The sequence below is a fragment of the Staphylococcus simiae genome (genome assembly GCF_002902085.1).
In the GTDB taxonomy this organism is placed as follows: domain Bacteria; phylum Bacillota; class Bacilli; order Staphylococcales; family Staphylococcaceae; genus Staphylococcus; species Staphylococcus simiae.
The window spans coordinates 58,955-80,075 of record NZ_PPQR01000022.1 but is presented as its reverse complement, the minus strand read 5'-3'; the positions used below and the strand labels follow the sequence as shown (position 1 = coordinate 80,075).

General features: G+C 32.2%; 20 protein-coding genes. 13 read left to right on the top strand and 7 right to left on the bottom strand.

Annotation, left to right across the window (positions count from 1 at the left end; translation table 11 throughout):
- Positions 1-29 precede the first annotated feature (29 nt).
- Both tagD and CD113_RS03810 read right to left on the bottom strand, forming a co-directional pair.
- A complete protein-coding gene (gene tagD / locus CD113_RS03815; protein ID WP_002461610.1) occupies positions 30-428 on the bottom strand; it encodes a glycerol-3-phosphate cytidylyltransferase in 399 nt (132 codons plus the stop codon).
- 100 nt (positions 429-528) lie between these two features.
- Positions 529-2,700, bottom strand: a complete 2,172-nt coding sequence (locus CD113_RS03810; protein WP_002461607.1) for a bifunctional glycosyltransferase family 2 protein/CDP-glycerol:glycerophosphate glycerophosphotransferase — start codon at positions 2,698-2,700, stop codon at positions 529-531.
- A 282-nt stretch (positions 2,701-2,982) separates the two neighbouring features.
- Between CD113_RS03810 and tarF the strand changes: the two genes are divergently transcribed.
- The 3 genes from tarF to CD113_RS03795 all read left to right on the top strand — a co-directional run bounded on the left by tarF (position 2,983) and on the right by CD113_RS03795 (position 5,642).
- Entirely contained in the window at positions 2,983-4,155 is a 1,173-nt protein-coding gene (gene tarF / locus CD113_RS03805) for a teichoic acid glycerol-phosphate transferase TarF (RefSeq protein WP_002461606.1), read from the top strand.
- 49 nt (positions 4,156-4,204) lie between these two features.
- Entirely contained in the window at positions 4,205-5,044 is an 840-nt protein-coding gene (locus CD113_RS03800) for a trypsin-like serine peptidase (RefSeq protein ID WP_002461605.1), read from the top strand.
- A 289-nt stretch (positions 5,045-5,333) separates the two neighbouring features.
- Positions 5,334-5,642 carry a hypothetical protein gene (locus tag CD113_RS03795; protein WP_002461604.1) on the top strand — a complete coding sequence of 103 codons (309 nt, stop codon included), beginning with the start codon at positions 5,334-5,336 and terminating at the stop codon, positions 5,640-5,642.
- A 48-nt stretch (positions 5,643-5,690) separates the two neighbouring features.
- Here CD113_RS03795 and CD113_RS03790 read toward each other — a convergent pair whose 3' ends face one another.
- Positions 5,691-6,557 carry a hypothetical protein gene (locus CD113_RS03790; RefSeq protein ID WP_002461603.1) on the bottom strand — a complete coding sequence of 289 codons (867 nt, stop codon included), beginning with the start codon at positions 6,555-6,557 and terminating at the stop codon, positions 5,691-5,693.
- Positions 6,558-6,759: 202 nt separating this feature from the next.
- On the opposite strand from CD113_RS03790, the gene CD113_RS03785 reads away from it, so the two are divergent.
- Complete coding sequence (locus tag CD113_RS03785) at positions 6,760-7,377, top strand: LPXTG cell wall anchor domain-containing protein (protein WP_002461602.1); 618 nt, start codon at positions 6,760-6,762, stop codon at positions 7,375-7,377.
- A 60-nt stretch (positions 7,378-7,437) separates the two neighbouring features.
- On the opposite strand, the gene CD113_RS03780 is transcribed toward CD113_RS03785, so the two are convergent.
- Positions 7,438-8,709 carry an amidohydrolase family protein gene (locus CD113_RS03780; RefSeq protein ID WP_002461600.1) on the bottom strand — a complete coding sequence of 424 codons (1,272 nt, stop codon included), beginning with the start codon at positions 8,707-8,709 and terminating at the stop codon, positions 7,438-7,440.
- 269 nt (positions 8,710-8,978) lie between these two features.
- Between CD113_RS03780 and scdA the strand changes: the two genes are divergently transcribed.
- The 7 genes from scdA to CD113_RS03745 all read left to right on the top strand — a co-directional run bounded on the left by scdA (position 8,979) and on the right by CD113_RS03745 (position 14,305).
- The gene (scdA, locus tag CD113_RS03775) at positions 8,979-9,653 is read left to right on the top strand and encodes an iron-sulfur cluster repair di-iron protein ScdA (protein WP_002461598.1); all 675 of its coding nucleotides are present in this window, start codon (positions 8,979-8,981) and stop codon (positions 9,651-9,653) included.
- Between the two features lie 207 nt (positions 9,654-9,860).
- The gene (locus CD113_RS03770) at positions 9,861-11,621 is read left to right on the top strand and encodes a sensor histidine kinase (protein WP_002461596.1); all 1,761 of its coding nucleotides are present in this window, start codon (positions 9,861-9,863) and stop codon (positions 11,619-11,621) included.
- The gene (locus CD113_RS03765) at positions 11,618-12,358 is read left to right on the top strand and encodes a response regulator transcription factor LytR (protein WP_002461595.1); all 741 of its coding nucleotides are present in this window, start codon (positions 11,618-11,620) and stop codon (positions 12,356-12,358) included. The genes CD113_RS03770 and CD113_RS03765 overlap by 4 nt, the downstream gene beginning before the upstream one ends.
- 122 nt (positions 12,359-12,480) lie before the next feature.
- Entirely contained in the window at positions 12,481-12,924 is a 444-nt protein-coding gene (lrgA, locus tag CD113_RS03760; protein WP_050801493.1) for an antiholin-like murein hydrolase modulator LrgA, read from the top strand.
- Positions 12,917-13,618, top strand: coding sequence for an antiholin-like protein LrgB (lrgB, locus tag CD113_RS03755; protein WP_002461593.1), 702 nt, complete (start codon positions 12,917-12,919; stop codon positions 13,616-13,618). Before lrgA ends, lrgB begins: the two co-directional genes overlap by 8 nt.
- 164 nt (positions 13,619-13,782) lie before the next feature.
- Entirely contained in the window at positions 13,783-14,037 is a 255-nt protein-coding gene (locus CD113_RS03750; protein ID WP_002461592.1) for a type II toxin-antitoxin system Phd/YefM family antitoxin, read from the top strand.
- Positions 14,030-14,305, top strand: a complete 276-nt coding sequence (locus tag CD113_RS03745) for a Txe/YoeB family addiction module toxin (protein WP_002461590.1) — start codon at positions 14,030-14,032, stop codon at positions 14,303-14,305. Before CD113_RS03750 ends, CD113_RS03745 begins: the two co-directional genes overlap by 8 nt.
- 158 nt (positions 14,306-14,463) lie before the next feature.
- Here the strand turns inward: CD113_RS03745 and CD113_RS03740 are convergent, their stop codons facing one another.
- The 3 genes from CD113_RS03740 to CD113_RS03730 form a co-directional block, all read right to left on the bottom strand.
- Positions 14,464-15,843, bottom strand: coding sequence for an MFS transporter (locus CD113_RS03740; protein WP_002461588.1), 1,380 nt, complete (start codon positions 15,841-15,843; stop codon positions 14,464-14,466).
- A gap of 348 nt (positions 15,844-16,191) precedes the next feature.
- Positions 16,192-16,791 (bottom strand): hypothetical protein, encoded by a 600-nt coding sequence (locus CD113_RS03735; protein ID WP_002461586.1) that lies wholly within the window; start codon positions 16,789-16,791, stop codon positions 16,192-16,194.
- Positions 16,792-16,889: 98 nt separating this feature from the next.
- Complete coding sequence (locus CD113_RS03730; protein ID WP_002461585.1) at positions 16,890-17,594, bottom strand: GntR family transcriptional regulator; 705 nt, start codon at positions 17,592-17,594, stop codon at positions 16,890-16,892.
- Between the two features lie 137 nt (positions 17,595-17,731).
- Here CD113_RS03730 and CD113_RS03725 point away from each other — a divergent pair, with 137 nt between their 5' ends.
- Complete coding sequence (locus CD113_RS03725) at positions 17,732-19,660, top strand: beta-glucoside-specific PTS transporter subunit IIABC (protein WP_002461584.1); 1,929 nt, start codon at positions 17,732-17,734, stop codon at positions 19,658-19,660.
- 14 nt (positions 19,661-19,674) lie between these two features.
- Positions 19,675-21,114 carry a 6-phospho-beta-glucosidase gene (locus tag CD113_RS03720; RefSeq protein WP_002461583.1) on the top strand — a complete coding sequence of 480 codons (1,440 nt, stop codon included), beginning with the start codon at positions 19,675-19,677 and terminating at the stop codon, positions 21,112-21,114.
- Positions 21,115-21,121: the final 7 nt, after the last annotated feature.

Genomic DNA, 21,121 nt, shown 5'->3' with positions numbered 1-21,121 from the left:
ATTAGCCCAATTTACTTTATTGTTATAAATTATTTAGAGTCTTTACCGTATAATTCTTGTTTGATTTTAGTTGTTGAGATACCTTCTGTACGATTTAAGTAGATAACTTCACATTTATCTTTTAAGAAATCAAATTCACCTTCCCAGTCATGACCCATAACGAAGACATCAACATCATATTTATCAACGTCAGTTTCTTTTTGACCCCAGTTATCTTCTGGAATAACTAAGTCTACATAGCGAATAGATTCTAACATCATTTTACGTTGTTCAAAATCATAGTAAGATTTTTTATTTTTAATTTGGTTAAATTCGTCAGAAGAAAGTGCTACGATCAGGTAATCTCCCATTTCACGTGCTCTTCTTAGTAATTCAATATGACCATAATGCAATAAATCATACGTTCCATACGTAATTACTCGTTTCATAATGAAGTCTCCTTAATGTTATATATAGTTAATATAACATAATTTTAGTTATTTTAAAATTTATACATAGATATATTATTATAACTGATTTACTAAAATATTATTTATCACTGTTTATATCTTGATGTATTAAGTCAGCAATATATTGCGAAGCTTTTCCATTATCAACAGAACAGAATCTATCATAAAATGCGTCGATTTTATCTTGATATTTTTCTTGAACTTCATCAAGGTTTTTCAGTTGTTTAGCTAAGCCATAAGGTTCTTTATAAATTGGACCTGGTAAATCTTTCATATAATCCATATAGAAACCTCTAAGACCTTTATCATATTTATCAATATCATACGCAAAGAAGAATTGAGGACGTTTCAATATACCAAAATCAAACATTACTGAAGAATAATCAGTGATTAAACAATCGCTAATTAAATATAACTCTGAAATATCACTATAATTTGATACATCAATAGCAAAGTTTTCATATCCTGCTAAATCTAAAGCGTTAGAAATAAGATAGTGCATACGTAGTAAAACAACGTAATCGTCCCCTAATTCTTGCTGTAAATTTTCTAAATCTATTTTTAATTCGAATAAATATTTACCTTTACCAAGAAATTCATCATCACGCCAAGTCGGAGCATACATAATTACTTTCTTATCTTTAGGAATATTTAAATTTGTTCTAATTTCTTCTATATATTCTTTATCATTAGCTTTATTAACTAGTACGTCATTACGTGGATAGCCAATTTCTAAAATTCTATCTTCATCCATCCAAAAGGCACTCTTAAAAATTTCTGTAGAATATCTATTTGGTGACACAAGATAATCCCAGCGAGATGTTTCCCTATTGAAGTTACGTTTGTATTTATGTGTTGTAGTACCTGGCATTCTAACAACTTTCATATCATTAGCTAAACGTTTTAAAGGTGTTCCATGCCATGTTTGAATATAAGTTTGATTGTCTTTTTTGTTTAAATATAAAGGTAAACGTGAATTAGCAACCCAATGACTTGCTTCTGAATAAGCTTGATAATATTCAGAAGAACCACGCTTAACCTTTTTAGCATTACCTGGAATTACATGGTTGTCTGGGTTTTTAAAAGCCCAAACATAATTGTAATTTGGATAATATTGGTACATATATTCATAGATGTATTTCGGACTATCACTATAATTTTTACCACCAAATGATTCAAAAACAATGGTTTTAGGTTTAACTTTTTCTGGTCTATCACTTAATTCGTATATAGAACGATTTTTTAATTTATTACGCAAGACAATGTTTTTTACATGACGTAATTTATAACGTAACTTATTCACTTTATAAGCGTTATCAGTATCATCTTTCATCAGCAACATCGTCTCAATTTTATTAAGTGGATTTTGATGCTTAACTAAATGTAGATTTAAATATTTAGATAATTCTACTAACATATCTTTGTTATTGTTGTATCTCACTTCAATATCATAAAGGCTAGGATTGAATTCTTTTTTTAATTTCTCTTGCATTTTTTTAATTAAGAATTTTTTAACTTTAGGGTTATCAACACGTTGCATCGCATCATAAAAGCTTTGAACATAGTCTGTGAATAGCATATCAAAGTCTTGTTCAGTTAGCGTTGATGTTTCGAATGGATCATAAACCTCACCACGATAATAGAATTGGAATTTAAGAATTCTGATAAATTTTTCAGCATATTTCATATATTCCAGTATGAATGACCAGTCAGCATATACTTTTAGGTTTTCATTGAATTGAATATGGTGTGCCTTAACGATAGCAGTTCTAAAAATAATATTACATGCTGATTGTCTTCTTAAAAATGAATTAATATCATCCGAATTACCTCTATAGTATTTCACCTGTACTTTATTTAAATCGACATATTGAGGTCTTTTAATAGCAAATGAATGGATTGGAGCAATTAAACCATCAGTCCCATTTAATTTTTGCAAATAGAATGTTACAGCATAAGAAGCTAGTTCATCATCTGCATCTAAAAACATGAAATAAGGTGTCTCCACCTCATCAATAGCAACATTTCGTGCATGAGCATGACCACCATTTTGTTCTAAATTAATGATATTAGCGTCTTTATCATAGTCTTTTAACGTCTTATTTAAGATTTGTTCACTGTTGTCTGTAGACCCATCATTAACTATGATTAGATTAAAGTCTTGAGAACGTTGCTGTTTCAAACTTTCAATACAATTTTTTATATATTCTTCAGAGTTATAATAAGTTACTATTATAGTTAATGCGTTCATAATTAAGTCCTTTCGCAAGCAATATTAATATATTTAATATAAACAAATAGCTTAAATTGATAATTTATTTTATTTAGCCATTATATCTAACTTTCAAAATTTATGCGAATGTTACTAAGGTTAAATTCGAATTAATATCAGAAATATAGCAGAATAACTATGATAATCATTATTACTAAAATATATTATTGATATCCACAGTAGAAATGTGTTTTAGAAGTCAAAGTGTTATAATATTAGCGATAAATATAAGTAGAATATTTAAAATTAAGGAGTAAATGCATGATTAAAAAAAGCATCAATAAACTAGTAAAACTTATGATTAAGGTTATTTTTAAATTGATGTCACTATTTACTAATCGTAAATTGATTTATTTTGAAAGTTTTCATGGCAAACAATTTAGTGATAATCCGCGGGCATTATATGAATATTTATCCCAACATACGAATCATAAACTTGTATGGGGTGTTAAAAAAGGATATGAATCAATATTTGAACAACAGGGTGTGCCATTTGTTACGCGTTTTTCATTGAAATGGTTTTTAACTATGCCACGTGCCAAATACTGGATTATTAACACACGTTTACCAAAATGGTTTTATAAGTCACAGCACAATATTTATCTGCAAACTTGGCATGGTACACCACTGAAACGTTTAGGCTTAGATATTGAAGATGTACAAATGCCAGGTACGAATACTAAGTTATACAGACAGAATATTATAGATGAAAGCAAACGTTGGGATTATATGATTTCACCTAATCACTATTCAACAGATATATTTGAACGTGCTTTTCAAGTAGAGCGTTCTAAAATCATTGAAACAGGATATCCAAGAAATGATAAGTTGGTCAATGAACAATATAATGCAGATTATATTCAACGTATTAAAGACAGCTTGAACATTCCACCTCATAAAAAAGTAGTCATGTATGCACCAACTTGGCGTGATGATAAATTTATCTCTAAAGGAACATATGAGTTAAATTTAAACTTCAATATTGAGAAGATGAGACAACAATTAAGTGATGATTATGTCATTTTACTAAGAATGCACTACTTAGTTGTGACTAGAGTAGAAGAACATGATTCATTTGTCATAGATGTTTCTGATTATAAAGATATTGCAGAGTTATATTTAATTAGTGATATTTTAATTACTGACTATTCTTCAGTAATGTTTGATTTCGGCGTCTTAAAAAGACCACAAATATTTTATGCTTATGATTTAGCAGACTATGGTGATCGTTTACGTGGCTTTTATATGGATTATAAACATAGTTTACCCGGGCCTATTGTTGAAAATGAAGATGAGTTGATCAAAGTGTTACATAATAGTGATAACCTTAGTACGCTTTATGCTGAAAACTTGAATCAATTTTACCACAAATATTGTTCGCTAGAAGATGGACAGGCTGCTAAAAGAGTTGTTAATCATTTAATGCGTAAGTAGTAGAATTAAAATAATGTATTCCTCAATCTATAAACAAAGGGAGTTTAATATGACAACTAAACAATTAATAGCTAGTGCTGTAACAGTTATGACTATGCTTATGACTGCAAATTCAGCTCAAGCAGCAGAAAATTATTACTATGATGGTATGCATAGTCCCAATGATGCACAGGCATTGTCTAAAGCTAAAAAGATTAGTAATCATGATGTGACTATCTCACATTATGATTATGCTAATAAAACACCGTACAAGGCTGTGGGAAGAGTTTCTAATAATGATGGTTGGAAAGGATATGGCAAAGATAGTATGGGCACAGGATTTGTAGTTGGGCCACATACTTTTTTAACTAATGGTCATGTCATTGATCGTAAAAATGGACAACCAGCTGCTGCGAAAGAAATTACTTTTGATATGAATCGTGATGGTAAAAACATCCCGTATCATTTTCATGCCACTAAAGTTATTAAAGTACCCCAACATGACATTGCAATTGTTTATACTAAGGAAAATTTAGCAAAATACGTTCAACCGCTAAAATTAGCTTCTGATAGTCAAATTAGTCATCTTAAATTTAATGATCGCTTATATTCATTAGGTTATCCATGGCAATTTGATGGTAAAAAAGACGATAATACCAAAGCATATTGGAATAAATACCGAGTATTGCAACGTTCTGGCAATGGAACAGAGATTCAAATTAAAGATAAATTCCGTTCTGGTGCCTCAGGTTCACCAATGGTTAATAATAAATATCAAGTATTCGGGTTACGTACGTATGGCTACAATTTACGAGGTAATTCATCAGGAGAATATGCTAAACAAGAAGTAGCAGGCGGAGAAGCTGTAAATGGTTTTGCTGGAAAATATATAAAAGAAAGAATTAAGTAAAGATGATGCCAAAATGATGTCCAAAAGAAATTGGGCATCTTTTTTATGACCTACTTTTGGCTAAAATGTGTCAATTTTTAAAATAGACTATTATGCTCAGATAATTTTGCAAGAGGACATTTATTGTCCTTTGAAAATGTTTTAATAGAAGTGTAATTAAATAGCGCTCTTTTTAAAAGGTTCATAAATAAATTGCACCGATGTTTGGGAAGTAGACAATAGAATTATCAGATGATTAAGTTATAGCAACTGTTAAATAGCGCTTGAATAAACTATAGGGGGAAACATTATGTTTAAGCAACAAGTTAATCATGACCACGTGACACAAAGTAGATATTTTGAAGAAACGAAGAGGATATTAAACCATGAAAAAACTTTGATTCAAGAGCAAGGTTTTGGATTAATATGTTCTGAACAAGCCATTCAACTTATTGCACAACAAGTATATGTTTCGACTGAAAGTGAACAACAGAATCAAGAAAATATTTCACACTTTTTAAATGAAAATATTACTGATGAATTGATTTATGGCAATCTTCAAGAGGGACATGTTATTAATATTGATGCTGATGGTGAAGACATTATGTTTTATTATTAAAAATGATAAAAGAGGGTGTATGGTTCGTGCCATACATCCTCTTATTAATTATTCGGTATAAGTTTTATGTATTTCCTCTAATCGATGAACAAAATCATCGATATAACTTTGAGGTCCTAACATTTTGGCTAATGGTGCAAGCTGATAAGCAATATAATAAGCATCAAACTTTGTGCAATTGACTAATACAGTTACTGAAGTATCATTATGAGCAATTAATTTCTTTATAGAATATTGTTTTTGAAATTGATGCCAAATTGATGTATCTATTTCGAATTTAAAGGGCTCTTGTATATTTGTTTGATTAAATTTAGAAGTAAGTGTATCAACAGCAATGATATGTCTCATCGCTATATTATAAACCTTTTTTTCATATTCATAACTAAACCAATAATCGAAGTGCATATATAAAATGGATAAAGGTTTAACAAATAATTTGTCATCTTTAGTGGTAATTCTAATGTAATGTTGATTTGAAATGGCTTTTTGAATGGTCATAAGAGATGTTCCTGGTAATAAATCAGTTCTCACTTTAAAGCTATTAAGCATCTCTTTAAGAATATTTTGATCTTCAAGTTTGGAACTAGCAATATTATCTAAAAATAGCTTGTAAATATCATAATGTAAAATAGGTGTTAAACTTTTTATTTTAATTAACAAACTTAAAATACCTAAACTATTTTCATGGTTAATATTATTAACTAATTGGTAGCCATTTAATACTCTATTGTAAATAATTTTAGACTTCTGACTTCTCCAATATTCACTTTCGTAAAAAAAGTTATTAATAGTGGTAATATCTCGCTGAATAGATTTGTCACTGACTTCAGTTATAGTTTGTATATTATTTTTATTAACAATATTCCCGTTAATAAGCAAAGTTAATATATTTAATATACGTGTTGATTTATCCAAATAATTCTCCCCTTCATCCCTTTGATTTATACACAACTAAAAAACAAGATTTTTTAATAAATAAATATATAGATAATTTATATCATACTTTATAGATAAATAAAAATGGTGGACACATATTGTCTGTGTCAAAAATATTGTATTGCTATATAATAAAAAGTTGTTTATATTTGAGGTATCAAAAGTTGGAGGTTATGCAATTATGAAAAAAGTAAGTTTGTTAGCGACAACAACATTAGCAGGGGCATTATTATTCACAGGTTTAGAATCAGGACACGAAGCAAAAGCAGCAGAAATAAATGCAAATCAAGCTAAAAATGCGGCAGTAAATATTTCTAAGGGGTATACAGAAGCAGGTAAAGTATCATTTAATAAAGATTATACCGATGAAGGAAACTTCTATAGATTTCAATTTTATGGTGAAGAAGATAATGGAGTAGGATTTATTGATGTATATAAAGACGGCAACACAATTAAATATTCAACTCCAAGAAGTGGTCCAGATGGTGAAAAAGTCGTACATGGTGACTTTTTAAATGGACAAAATGCAAATACAGCAACTTCAAACAACCAACAAGTGCCAAGTAACAATGCTCAAAATCAAACACCAGCGCCAAATAATAACGCTCAAAATCAAACACAAAATCAAAATAACATGCAACAACCAACAAACGTCGAACAAGCGCCAGCAACACACATGACAGAATTACCAGCAACTGGGGAACAAGCAAGTAATTCAACATTTATCGCTGTCATTGCATCAGCATTAATGGCAGTAGGTTCAGTATTAACCTTCAAACGCTTCTCAAAAAATAAATAACACAATAAAGCAGTACTTGCCGCAATATATGCAAGTACTGCTTTTCATTGACACATTCATTTACTTAGTGCTTTTATCTATATCAAGTTCTGTAAGATAAGTTGGGCGTGCTTTGCGGAATAAAAACTCACCATGACGAATTGAAGCGAGACATTCAACACGACGTCGTTGAGCTTCAAAGACATTTGGCGCATCAAGCACAATAAAGTTAGCTGGTTTACCAGCATCCAAACCATAGTCATCTTCAATTTGCATTAATTGTGCACCGTTATACGTAATTAAATCAAAATTGCGAGGGAAATCTTGTTCTCTCATTAATTGCGTAGCATGTAAACCGTTATCTAAAATGTTCATTAAGTTGCCTGAACCAGCTGGATACCATAAATCCACAATAGAATCTTGACCGAATGCGACATTAATATCATTATCGACAAACTCTTTAACGCGTGTTAATCCACGACGTTTTGGATACGTATCTTGTCGACCTTGTAAATATAAATTTTCAGTAGGGCATGCTACAAAATTCAAGCCGGATTGTCTGAATAACCCCATCATACGAAAGGCATAAGCATCATCGGCTGAACCGAATGAACATGTATGTGAAGCCGTTGTTGATTGACCGTAACCTTGTTTCATTGCTTCAGCATTTAATTGTTCTAAGAAACGAGCATCGGCATCATCTGTTTCATCGCAATGGACATCAATCAATTTATTATATTTAATTGCTAGTCTAACAATTTCTTTAACAGACTCAGCACCATCTTGAGGGCTCCATTCGTTATGAGGTATGCCACCAACACAATCTGCACCTAATTGTAATGCTTCTTCAACGAGGTCACGTCCTGTTTTACCATTTTCCTTAAAGGAATACATCCCATTTTGCGGGAATGCTACTACTTGAATTGTAATATTATCTTTTAATTCATCACGTACTTCGATCGCGGCTTTAATGCCAGTCAAGTTTGGATCAGTGCAATCAGTTTGAGCACGAATATATTGTGTGCCATAGCTAGCAACGTCTTTAATTGCTTGGCGCATACGTGATTTCATCTCTTCTTTTGTCGTACCTTTTTTATAATCGTTCCATAAATCAATTGCTTCAAATAAAGTACCAGACTCATTTTTGATATTTGGATCTTGTCCAGTAAAGTAATAATCTAAATGTAAATGTGAATCAACATAAGGTGGTAATACTAAAGCACCTTCTAAATCAATGATTTCATCAGCTTCTTTTAAATCGTTACCGAACTCGACAAATTTGCCATCTTCTATAAGTATCTCTGATGCATCATTATGCTTATAAATAGATGCGTTAATAAATTTTTTTGACAATGGTAATACCTCCGTTACAAAGTTTTACTTTCTACAACACTACCTTAAAACTATTGATTATCACTTGCAATGGTTACACATCACAAAAATAGCCATTATATTTAGTTGAAATACCAAATGTTAATAAATTCACAAACTATAAGATTTTCAACTTTTTAGCTTATAAAAATTAAAATTGTCAGATGATTATGATAATTATATGACATTTGTAGTTAATGTATTTAAATTCTAAATAAATTGTATACACTTGGTTTAAGGAGGGAATCAATATGATAAATAAGAACGATATTGTAGCAGATGTAGTGACAGATTATCCTAAAGCAGCGGATGTCTTCAGAAGTGTTGGAATTGATTTTTGTTGTGGTGGTAATGTCACAATTGAGAAAGCTGCCGAAGACAATAAAAAGGTTAATTTAGACGGTTTAATGGAACGTTTAAATGAAATTGAAAATACTAACTCAAAAGGTTCGTTAAATCCTAAATATTTAACAGTACCTTCTTTAGTTCAATATATACAATCGGCGTATCATGAGCCGTTAAGAGAAGAATTTAAAAATTTAACACCTTATGTGACAAAATTGTCTAAGGTACATGGTCCAAATAATCCTTATTTGGTAGAGCTTAAATCAGTTTATGACACATTTAGAAAAGGTATGTTAGAACATACTGAAAAAGAAGATGACGTTGATTTTCCTAAACTGATTCAATATGCTAATGGCGAACAAGTAGATGATATTCAAGACATTATAGATGATTTAGTGAGTGATCATAATGGTACAGGTGAATTGTTGGAAAAAATGCGAGAATTAACATCAGATTTCCAACCACCTGCTGAAGCTTGTGGTACATGGCGTTTAGTATATCAAAGATTAAAAGATTTAGAAGCATTTACACATGAACACGTACATTTAGAAAATCATGTCCTATTTAAAAAAGTAAGTTAAATTTATTATTAATATTCAAGTTATAACATATATCAATTTTTGTACATGATCATAAGTGTATATAAATGTTCGTATTAAGACGACATAATGAAGTGTAGCTATTTTAAGACACTGTCATTATGTCGTTCTTTTTTTGTAAATTATTCATGAAATGTACATGTATTGTTGTGATAAAATAAATATATTAAAAATCACTGGGGTGTTATGGTGTTATCTTTAACTGTATTACTACTTGAAAGAGTAGGCTTAATCATTATTTTAGCTTATGTATTAATGAATATACCTTACTTTAAAAACTTAATGAATCGCAGACGGACATGGCGTGCGCGCTTACAACTATGTATCGTGTTTAGTTTGTTTGCCTTAATGTCAAATCTAACTGGTATTGTTATTAATCCAGATCATAGTGTTTCGGGAAGTATTTATTTCCATTTAAACAACGATGTCTCACTGGCTAATACACGTGTGTTAACGATTGGTGTTGCTGGTTTAGTCGGTGGGCCATTTGTTGGTTTATTTGTAGGTATTATTTCTGGTGTCTTCAGGTTATATATGGGTGGTGCAGGTGCTGAGATTTATTTAATTTCATCATTGTTTATTGGGATAATATCTGGTTACTTTGGTTTACAAACACGTAAATTAAATCGTTATCCAAGCATTGTTAAGAGTGCTTTTATTGGTGTGCTGATGGAAGGCATACAAATGTTAAGTATCTTAATATTCTCAACTGATAAAACTTATGCCATGGAATTAATTTCATTAATTGCGATACCTATGATTATTGTGAATAGTGTAGGTACAGCTATATTCATGTCGATTATTATTTCGACATTAAAGCAAGAAGAACAAATGAAAGCTGTACAGACACATGATGTTTTACAATTGATGAATCAGACGTTACCGTATTTTAAAGAAGGTTTAAATAAAGAATCTGCTGAACATATTGCAGTTATTATTAAAGATTTAATGAAAGTATCAGCAGTTGCCATAACAAGTAAACATGAGATTTTGTCACATGTTGGAGCTGGCAGTGATCACCATATTCCAGAAAATGAAATTATTACGAGTTTGTCTAGAGATGTTTTAAAGTCTGGACAATTAAAAGAAGTGCATACGAAAGAAGGGATTGGCTGTAGTCATCCCAACTGTCCTTTATGTGCAGCAATTGTTATTCCATTAGAAATGCACGGCGCAATTATAGGTACGCTGAAAATGTATTTTACAAATCCTAATGATTTAACATTTGTTGAAAGACAACTGGCTGAAGGATTAGCTAATATATTTAGTAGTCAAATTGAATTAGGTGAAGCTGAAATGCAAAGTAAGTTACTCAAAGATGCTGAAATTAAATCGTTACAAGCACAAGTAAGCCCTCACTTTTTCTTCAACTCTATTAATACGATTTCTGCACTGGTTAGAATTAATAGTGAGAAGGCACGCGAGTTATTGTTAGAGCTAAGTTATTTCTTTAGAGCCAATCTGCAAGGTTCTAGACAGCATACTATTTCTTTAGATAAAGAAATTAGCCAAGTTCAAGCTTATTTATCTTTAGAACAAGCTAGATTTCCAGGACGATTTAACATCCAATTCGCTGTCCCAGAGCATTACAAAAAAGTATTAGTACCACCTTTTTTAATTCAAATATTAGTTGAAAATGCCATTAAACATGCGTTTACCAATCGTAAGCAAGGGAATAATGTTAAAGTTTCAGTTATAGAGGAAGATGAGCAGCATGTACGCATCATTGTAACGGATAATGGACAGGGTATTGCCAATGATAAATTACATTTACTAGGTGAAACTTCCGTCGAATCTGAATCTGGAACTGGTAGTGCTTTAGAAAACTTGAATTTACGTTTAAAAGGACTATTTGGCATACCAGCAGCATTACAGTTTAACTCAACATCAAGCGGTACCACTTTCTGGTGTGTACTTCCTTGTGATAAACAAGAGGAGGAAATGGAATGAAAGCATTAATCGTAGATGACGAACCACTAGCACGCAACGAACTAGGCTATTTACTTAATGAAATTGGTGGTTTCGATGAGGTTAATGAAGCGGAAAATGTAACAGAAACATTGGAAGCATTATTGTTAAATCACTATGACATTATCTTTTTAGATATTAATTTAATGGATGAGAATGGGATTGAATTAGGCTCTAAAATTCAAAAAATGAAAAATCCTCCAGCGATCATTTTTGCTACAGCGCATGATCAATATGCAGTACAAGCGTTTGAATTGAATGCGACAGACTATATTTTAAAGCCATTTGGACAACAGCGCGTAGAACAAGCAATCAATAAAGTAAAAGCGCAACAACAAACAACTGGCAATCAATCAGCACCTAAAGTTGAAGCCGTATCTGGAGATTTTGAACAAAGTTTACCTGTAGAAATTGATGATAAAATACATATGCTCAAACAAAAAAATATTATAGGTATTGGGACACATAATGGGATTACAACCATTCACACAACGAATCATCAATATGAGACAACAGAGCCATTAAATCGTTATGAAAAACGTTTAGATCAATCACATTTTTTACGTATTCACCGTTCCTATATTATTAATAAAAAGCATATCAAAGAAGTACAACAATGGTTTAATTACACCTATATGGTAATTTTGACGAATGGGGTCAAAATGCAAGTGGGACGTTCATTTATGAAAGAATTTAAGGTATGGGCAGGTCTTGTTTAGGGTTACTTTACAGTAATCCTTTTTTTAATGCATTTTAGCTATGAAATTTTGTATTTCAGCAAAAATACGACGCAAAACGAAACATGGACACTATACTGTAGATAAATTAAACGTAGGAGGCAATGGTCGTGAAACAAAAAGTAGACGAATCAAAACCAGCCCATTTTTTATATCAATGTATAGTTATAGGCGTGGTACTATTAGTATCAAAAATAATTGAGTCATTTATGCCCATACCTATGCCAGCGTCAGTGATAGGCTTAGTGCTATTATTTATTTTATTATGCACAGGTGTTGTTAAATTAAGACATGTTGAAACGGTAGGAACCACTTTAACAAATAATATTGGTTTACTATTCGTGCCAGCAGGTATTTCAGTAGTGAATTCATTAGGTGTCATTAGTAGAGCACCGATTTTAATTATTGGTTTAATAATAGTATCAACAATATTATTACTTATTTGTACCGGTTATGTTACAGAATTAATTATGAAATTAACATCTAAAGGTTCGACTGACGATATTGCAGAAGATATTAAAATGAAGGAGGCACAAGCACATGACTGAGCATTTAGCACTTAATACACCATATTTCGGTATTTTATTATCAGTAATTCCATTCTATTTAGCAACATTACTATTTGAAAAGACTAATCGCTTTTTCTTGTTTGCCCCTTTATTTGTCAGTATGGTTGTCGGTGTGGCCTTCCTTTATTTTACCGGAATTCCTTACAAAACTTATAAAATAGGGGGAGATATTATATACTTCTTCCTTGAACCAGCAACCATTTGTTTTGCTATTCCACTCTATAAAAAGCGTGATGTTTTAGTAAAACATTGGCATAGAATTATTGGTGGTATTGGCGTAGGTACAGTTGTCGCACTACTTATTATTATGGCTTTCGCTAAATTGGCTCAATTTGCCAATGACGTTATTTTATCAATGTTACCTCAAGCAGCTACAACAGCGATTGCTTTACCCGTGTCAGCAGGGATTGGCGGCATTAAAGAATTGACTTCTTTAGCAGTTATTTTAAATGGTGTGATTATTTATGCCTTAGGAAATAAATTCTTAAAATTATTCCATATTACGAACCCAATTGCTAGGGGACTGGCACTTGGTACGAGTGGTCATACATTAGGTGTTGCACCAGCAAAAGAACTTGGTCCTGTCGAGGAATCAATGGCAAGTATTTCCTTAGTTTTAGTAGGTGTGGTCGTTGTCGCAGTGGTTCCTATATTTGTAGCCATATTCTTCTAGATATAATATGACAAAGCAGTAGCAATCTCATACGGTTGCTACTGCTTTTTAAGTTACAATTTTAAAGGGTGCGACTACATTTTGGTGTTGTAGGTAATGAATAGTGAATATTTACATATTGTACAGAATGTTGTACTTTTAAAATGAATAAGGAGGTATGTATGATGACTGTTATAACGTATTCAAATGCTAGAAAGAACTTTAGACAGCTTATAGATAATGTCAATGACAATGCTGAAGCTATAACGATTACAACTAATGATCGCAATGCCGTCTTACTTTCTGAAGCTGATTACAATTCCATTATGGAAACATTATATTTACAGCAATCACCTGCGAATGCTAAACATTTAGCACAATCCATAGCGGATTTAGAACGTGGCAACTCAGTGAAAGTTGATGTTGAATCTTATGACTAAGTTAAATATCACTTTTTCACCTGATGCCTTTGAAGATTATAAATACTGGCAGAAACAAGATAAAAAGTTATTGCAAAAGATTAATAGTTTAATTAAAAGTATACAACGTGAAGGTGTACTTGAAGGTGAAGGTAGGCCTGAACCATTACGTGGTGATTTAAAGAGCTACTATAGTAGAAGAATAAATCATCATGAACATAGAGTGGTATATAAAGTCACAGATTCAGCTATTTTAATAGCATCATGCCGATACCACTACTATAAATGACATATTATTGAATTTAAATTAATAACTTAATCTAGAAAAAACACCTCCATAATGATTCGCTTTACACGAATTCAACGGAAGTGTTTTTTATTTTTTTCCTACTAATTGCGATCAGCTCAAGTGCATATATCTTCGCGATTGCTTTTTTAAGTTATAAATTATTGCTTGTTAGGGATAATCCATTTTGTGATGAATATAGCGATAATGACAAAGACCATACATAGTAAGAAACCTGTCATAGCTGCAATGGTCATTGAACTTGATGCTTTAATCATATTATAAAGGGAAGTGAAAATAGTAATACCAAAGGCGGCACCTATAGTTGCAACCATTTTATAAATGCCAGAAGCAATACCCACTTTTTCAGAAGGTGCATTTGAAACCGCGGTATTCAATCCTGGTGTTGCAAAGAAACCTAATCCCATACCGAATAATAAGAAACCGAATAAACTACTGAAAATATAAACATTAAAAGGAATGACAGTTAAGCCGATAAATAACATGCCTAATGCTACGAATCCAGAGCCTATCATCATAGGAATCTTGGCCTGACGTTCTCTCATCATACGTTCACCAATACGAATTGTGATTAAGACACCGAACATATAAGGAATCGTTAAGAAACCAGAATATAAGCCAGAAATATTAAAGTTTTGTTGAGCGAAGATATTAAATAATGCGAGTGTACCAACTGTTGTATTCATTAAAAAGTTGGCGATAACAGTACCAATGAAAAAACGACTAGAAAACAGACTAAAGTCTATAAATGGGTCTTGACGTCTTTTTTCAATAATAATAAAGCTATATAAAGTAACGATAAAAAGTAGAATCAATAACCATGTAGTAGCGCTAAGCCAACCAATTTGATTGCCCATAGAAATAATGACATTTAGGCTCAGCATAAAAATGATGAAAAATAGTAGCCCTAAAAAATCAAACTGTGTATTGTGATGACTATCTTCTTTTACTTCGGGCACATCACGTAATAAATAAAAAGATATGACTGTAACAATAATGGAAATAATAAATATCCATTGCCAAGAGATAGCTGTAGCAATAGAACCTGCGAGTAATGAGGCTAGTCCTGTACCACCATAAGATCCCATAGACCAGAAACTCATGGCTCTATGTCGAGCGTTACCATAATAATAAGTGTTGATAAGTGAAATTGTAGCAGGCATTAAACAAGCAGCTGAAAATCCTTGAACTGCTCTACCGACTAACAATAACCAACTACTATGTGTAATAATAATGAGGATTGAGCCAATAATACTTAATACTAAGCCAAGACGCATGATTTTGACTCGGCCAAAGCGATCAGCAAAGCCACCAGCTGTTACCATAAAAACGCCAGTAAATAATGAAGTTAAGCTAATTGCGATATTAATAATACCGTCAGAACTTTGATAGGTTTGTTGGACATGTGGACCAATATTTAAAAAGGATTGTCCAAATAGCCAATAAGTTAAGATGGCTAACATAATCGCAGTAATGAGCTTATTACCACCTTGGTAATTGGGGACATTAGAATGTTCCATAATAAAAATTCCTCCTATTCAAATTTGCAACATGATATAACAACATCTCTTACTTTTAATTGTAATCGTAGTAAATATAAAATTGTATGTAAAAAGCGACAAAAATAAAAATGAACTTGGCATTTTAGCTCAAAGTACTAGGGCGTTGGTGAAGTTAAATAATAAATATCATTGCTATTTGTGATGATAGTCATATGAGAAATGTTGGGAACTGCACTTGGGATTGCACTAAGGACCGCACTTAAGACTGCGATAAATATTGTGCAAAGGTGATATAAGGATAAATTTTTCAATAAAAAATGGCACGTGAGCTTGGATAGTTATATCTAAACTTACATGCCTCTATGATTAATATGATCTGTTTGTTTTAGGACGAATCGCTTCATCTTTAGATAGTATAGGGTTAAGGCTTGGTTCGAAAATTTGATGTTCAAAATGTTGTAATGAAAACTTTTTTAAATTATTGATAAATGTACCAATAGCATAATCTAATTTTCTTTTTGAAAAAGCAATGGCATTATTGTCATATTGGTTGTTGTCGTATTGCTGTTGATAGATTCTATAAGCAATCTTTAATTTGTTATAAGGCATTTCTAAGTCATCATAATAATTTAAGAATTCTTGAATTTGAGCATTAGAGTTGTCTTTGAAATTACTCATTCTAATGATTAAATCTTGAACTTGATGGTTTAATGATTCATAATCTCTTAAAATATCTGAAACTATATCACACGTATCCGCTTTGTTAAAGTTGGCCGTTTTGAAATGTAATTCATTGTTACGGACTTTTGCCGTTTTATAAATGACAATATCAATCATACTAACGATATCATTTCTCGCATCGTTTTCTCGTATTCTCTGTTGTTGAGAAAATTGCTTTTTTGTAGCCCATAAAGTAGCAAGAAAAGACATGATGCCACCAATGATTGCTGCTATAAATTCACTCATTTTATCAACTCCAATGATTCATAATAATTAAATTATGTCATAAATAATAGAGTGTTAAAATAGTTTTATTGAAAATAATTACACATTTAAAAATGCATTTATTTCTTACTTGGTATAAAGAAGTGTGAATGCTGATAATGAAATGTAATATCTGATGAATCAAAAGGGATACCAGTTGTTGTATAAAATGTTTGATGGTATCGCAAACAAGGATCTGCTTCAACTAATTGTAATAACTGTGCTTCATCACGCTGTAATTTATCGACGTTAAAGTAAATATCTGAAAAGCCCACACGAATATTCATATCATTTTCTAAATAATTAAAGATAGATCCTTCAACAATTTCATTATTCAAATACTTAACCACTTGCTTATTATAGTAAGATTCCTCAATACATAATATGTCATGATCGACATAACGTAACCGCTTTAAATAATAAACTACCTCATGGTCTTCTAATTTCAATTCATTAATTACTGCTTGTGGTGGATCATTAACTTCCTTTAGTTCCAATACTTTACTCGTGATTTGATGCTCACTCAAACTTTTCGAAAAGCCATTCGATTTAAAGACATTAATATAATTGTCATCTTTAGTGTTTCTGACATAAATACCACTACCTTGAGCTTGATAAATAACCCCATCATGTTCTAACACTTCGAGCGCTTTAATAATAGTGCTTTTACTAACGTTATAGCTTTCTTTTAAAGTAGTAACATTTGGCAATTTGTCACCAGCTTTAAATTGACCGTTAATAATATAGTCATTAATTTGTTGTGCAATGGTTTCGTACTTCAGCATATTGTGACAACCTCTTTTCAATATCATATGAAGTTATTATATCATGGTGCTTATTTTATTTGTAACGGTATTTACAAATTGAACCGGTACAATTATAATTTAAGTAAAGCGTTTTCAAAAAATGGGAGGCGATACCATTGGAAGATAAAAATAAGGTATTAGCAGAACAAATTCTTCAACGTATAGGTGGAGAAGAGAATGTAGTAAAAGTATCACATTGTGCAACGAGATTGCGAATTGTAATGAAACGTTCAATTCCAACAGCCAAAAAGGAAGTAGAACAATTGGATGGAGTTGTAACGGTTGTTGAAAATAATGGACAATTCCAAGTGGTCATAGGGAATGCTGTCAGTAATGTTTATCAAGCATTTGAAGATCAATTAGGAGATAACCAACAGCAAAGTGACAGTAGTAATAATGATAGTGGCGAAAAACAATCCATCTTAAATAGAGTCATTGCCACAATGTCTGCAGTATTTGCACCATTTATTTATATTTTAGCAGCGGCAGGTATTTTACAAGGTTTATTAATTATTATTAATTTAATTGCACCAGCTTTTGAAAAGACTGGGACGTATCAAGTATTTAACTTTATTTCATGGGCACCATTTACGTTTTTACCGATTTTCATTGCAATAACAGCAGCGAAGCACTTTAATGTTAATGTCTATATAGCCATTGCTTGTAATGCTGCGCTTGTTAGTCCAGATTTAACAGCACTAATCACTAAAATTGGACAAGGACAGGCGGTCAATTTTATTGGTATTCCGTTATCTGAAACGACATATACGTCTAGTGTCTTACCACCATTAATTTTAGTGTGGGTCTTATCATATGTTGAAAAGTTTCTTAATAAGACGATTCACGAAGTGGTTCGCCCACTATTCACGCCATTTTTTGCAATTGTCATTATGGTGCCACTTACATTATTAATTATTGGGCCATTATCAACTCTAGTCGCGCATGGTATTGCAAGTGGTTATAATGCACTAGTTGATGTAGCGCCATGGTTAGCAGGTACGCTCATTGGTGGTTTCTGGCAAGTATTCGTTATTTTCGGCGTACATTGGGGCATCACGCCAATGGTATTGGCGAACTTTGAACAATATAAGAGCGATTCATTCCAGGCATTTCAAACAATCGCAGTTGTTTCTCAAGTTGGCGCAGTTGTAGGTGTGTTAATTAAATCTAAACAATTATCAATTAAACGTATTGCCTCTTCAGCAGGTATTACAGGTATTTTCGGTATTACAGAGCCAGCGATGTATGGTGTGAACTTAAGATTTAAAAAACCTTTCATCATTGCTTGTATCAGTGGTGCCATTGGTGCCTTTGTAGCTAGTTTCTTTAATCCTAAATATTATGCGTATGCTGGATTACCTGGGCCAATAACGATTGTTAATGGCTACAGTAGTCACAATCCAGGGTCCATTTGGGGCATTATTATTGGTGCGTTAATTGCTTTCGTCTTACCAATCGTTGCAATTCAGTTGTTAGGATATGGACAAGATACAACTGAAGAAGTGGACTCAGCAGATATTAATGATAACGCAATGACAAATAAAGCTGAAGATACGAATGACGATGAAGTAACTAATCAACCGTTGGAAATAAATGTCTTAGCACCACTTGCTGGTAATAAGGTGTTATTAAAAAACGTTGCTGATCCTATTTTCAGTGAAGAAATGATGGGTAAAGGTGTCGGTATAGAACCGATAGTAGATACAACAGTTAGCGCACCGTTTGAAGGTACGGTGACTATGATTGCTCCTTCAAAACATGCCATTGGTCTAAAATCAGAGTCTGGTGCAGAAGTATTGATTCATATAGGACTAGATACCGTGAATATGAACGGTGACGGTTTTGAAGTCTTTGTTAGCGACGGCGAACATGTTAAAGCAGGACAAGCGTTAATTCAATTTGATAAAGACTTAATCAAGAAACAAGGCTATGACACTGTAACATTAGTTATTGTTACCAATTCAGCAGATTTTGAAGATGTTATAGTTAGTGACAAAGAAATGATTGAGCCACAGGAACAATTGTTAACGATTATTAAAAAATAAAGGAGAGATAGAAAATGTCTAAGTTACCAAGTAACTTTATGTGGGGTGGCGCATTAGCTGCCAATCAATTTGAAGGTGGATACGATGAAGATGGTAAAGGATTAAGTGTTATTGATGTTATGACAGGTGGCGAACATGGTAAGGCGAGAGAAATTACTCGTGAAGTTGAAGCTGATAAATATTATCCTAATCATGTAGGTATTGATTTTTATCATCGTTATAAAGAAGATATTGCATTATTTAAAGAAATGGGACTTGAGTGTTTACGAACATCAATCGCGTGGACACGTATTTTCCCGAATGGTGATGAAGATGAACCAAATGAAGAAGGCTTAAAATTTTATGATGATGTCTTTGATGAGTTAATTAAGAATGGTATAGAACCTGTCGTTACGTTGTCTCATTTTGAAATGCCTTTACATTTAGCAAGAGAATATGGTGGCTTCAGAAACAGAAAAGTCGCTGATTATTTTGCGAGATTTGCAGAAGTCGTCTTTGACAGATATAAAGATAAAGTGACCTATTGGATGACGTTTAATGAAATTAATAACCAGATGGATACAAGTAATCCTATTTTCTTATGGACGAACTCAGGTGTGACTTTAAGTGAAGCGGATGATCCAGAAGAAGTCTTGTACCAAGTAGCACATAATGAGTTAATTGCGAGTGCGAAAGCTGTAAAAATTGGTAAAGAAATTAATCCTAATTTCCAAATAGGAGCAATGATTTCCCATGTTCCTATTTATCCATATTCTTGTAATCCACAAGATATCATGGAAGCGCAAATTGCTAATAGATTAAGATTTTTCTTCCCGGATGTTCAAGTACGTGGTTATTACCCGGGTTATGCTAAGAAAATGCTCGCACAAAAAGGTTATGATATTGGTTACCTTGATGGTGATGACGCTATTTTACGCCAAGGAACTGTGGATTATATTGGCTTTAGTTATTATATGTCGACTGTTGTGAAACATGATGCGCAATCTACTGTCGATAATAACGTTGTTAATGGTGGCTTGCCTAATTCTGTAGAAAATCCTTATATTGAATCAAGTGATTGGGGATGGGCAATTGATCCAGAAGGATTAAGATACACGCTTAATGTCTTGTACGATCGTTACCAAATCCCACTATTTATTGTTGAAAATGGTTTTGGTGCTATCGATCGTATTGAAGATGGTCAAATTCATGATGATTATCGTATTGATTATTTAAGGAAACACATTCAAGCAGCGATTGATGCAGTAGACTTAGATGGTGTTGATTTGATTGGATATACACCGTGGGGCATCATCGATATCATTTCATTTACTACTGGCGAAATGAAGAAACGTTACGGCTTAATATATGTGGATCGTGATAATGAAGGTCATGGTACGCTTGATAGAATGAAGAAAGATTCATTTTATTGGTTCAAAAAAGTGATTGAAACAAATGGAGAATCATTAGACTAATTATCCA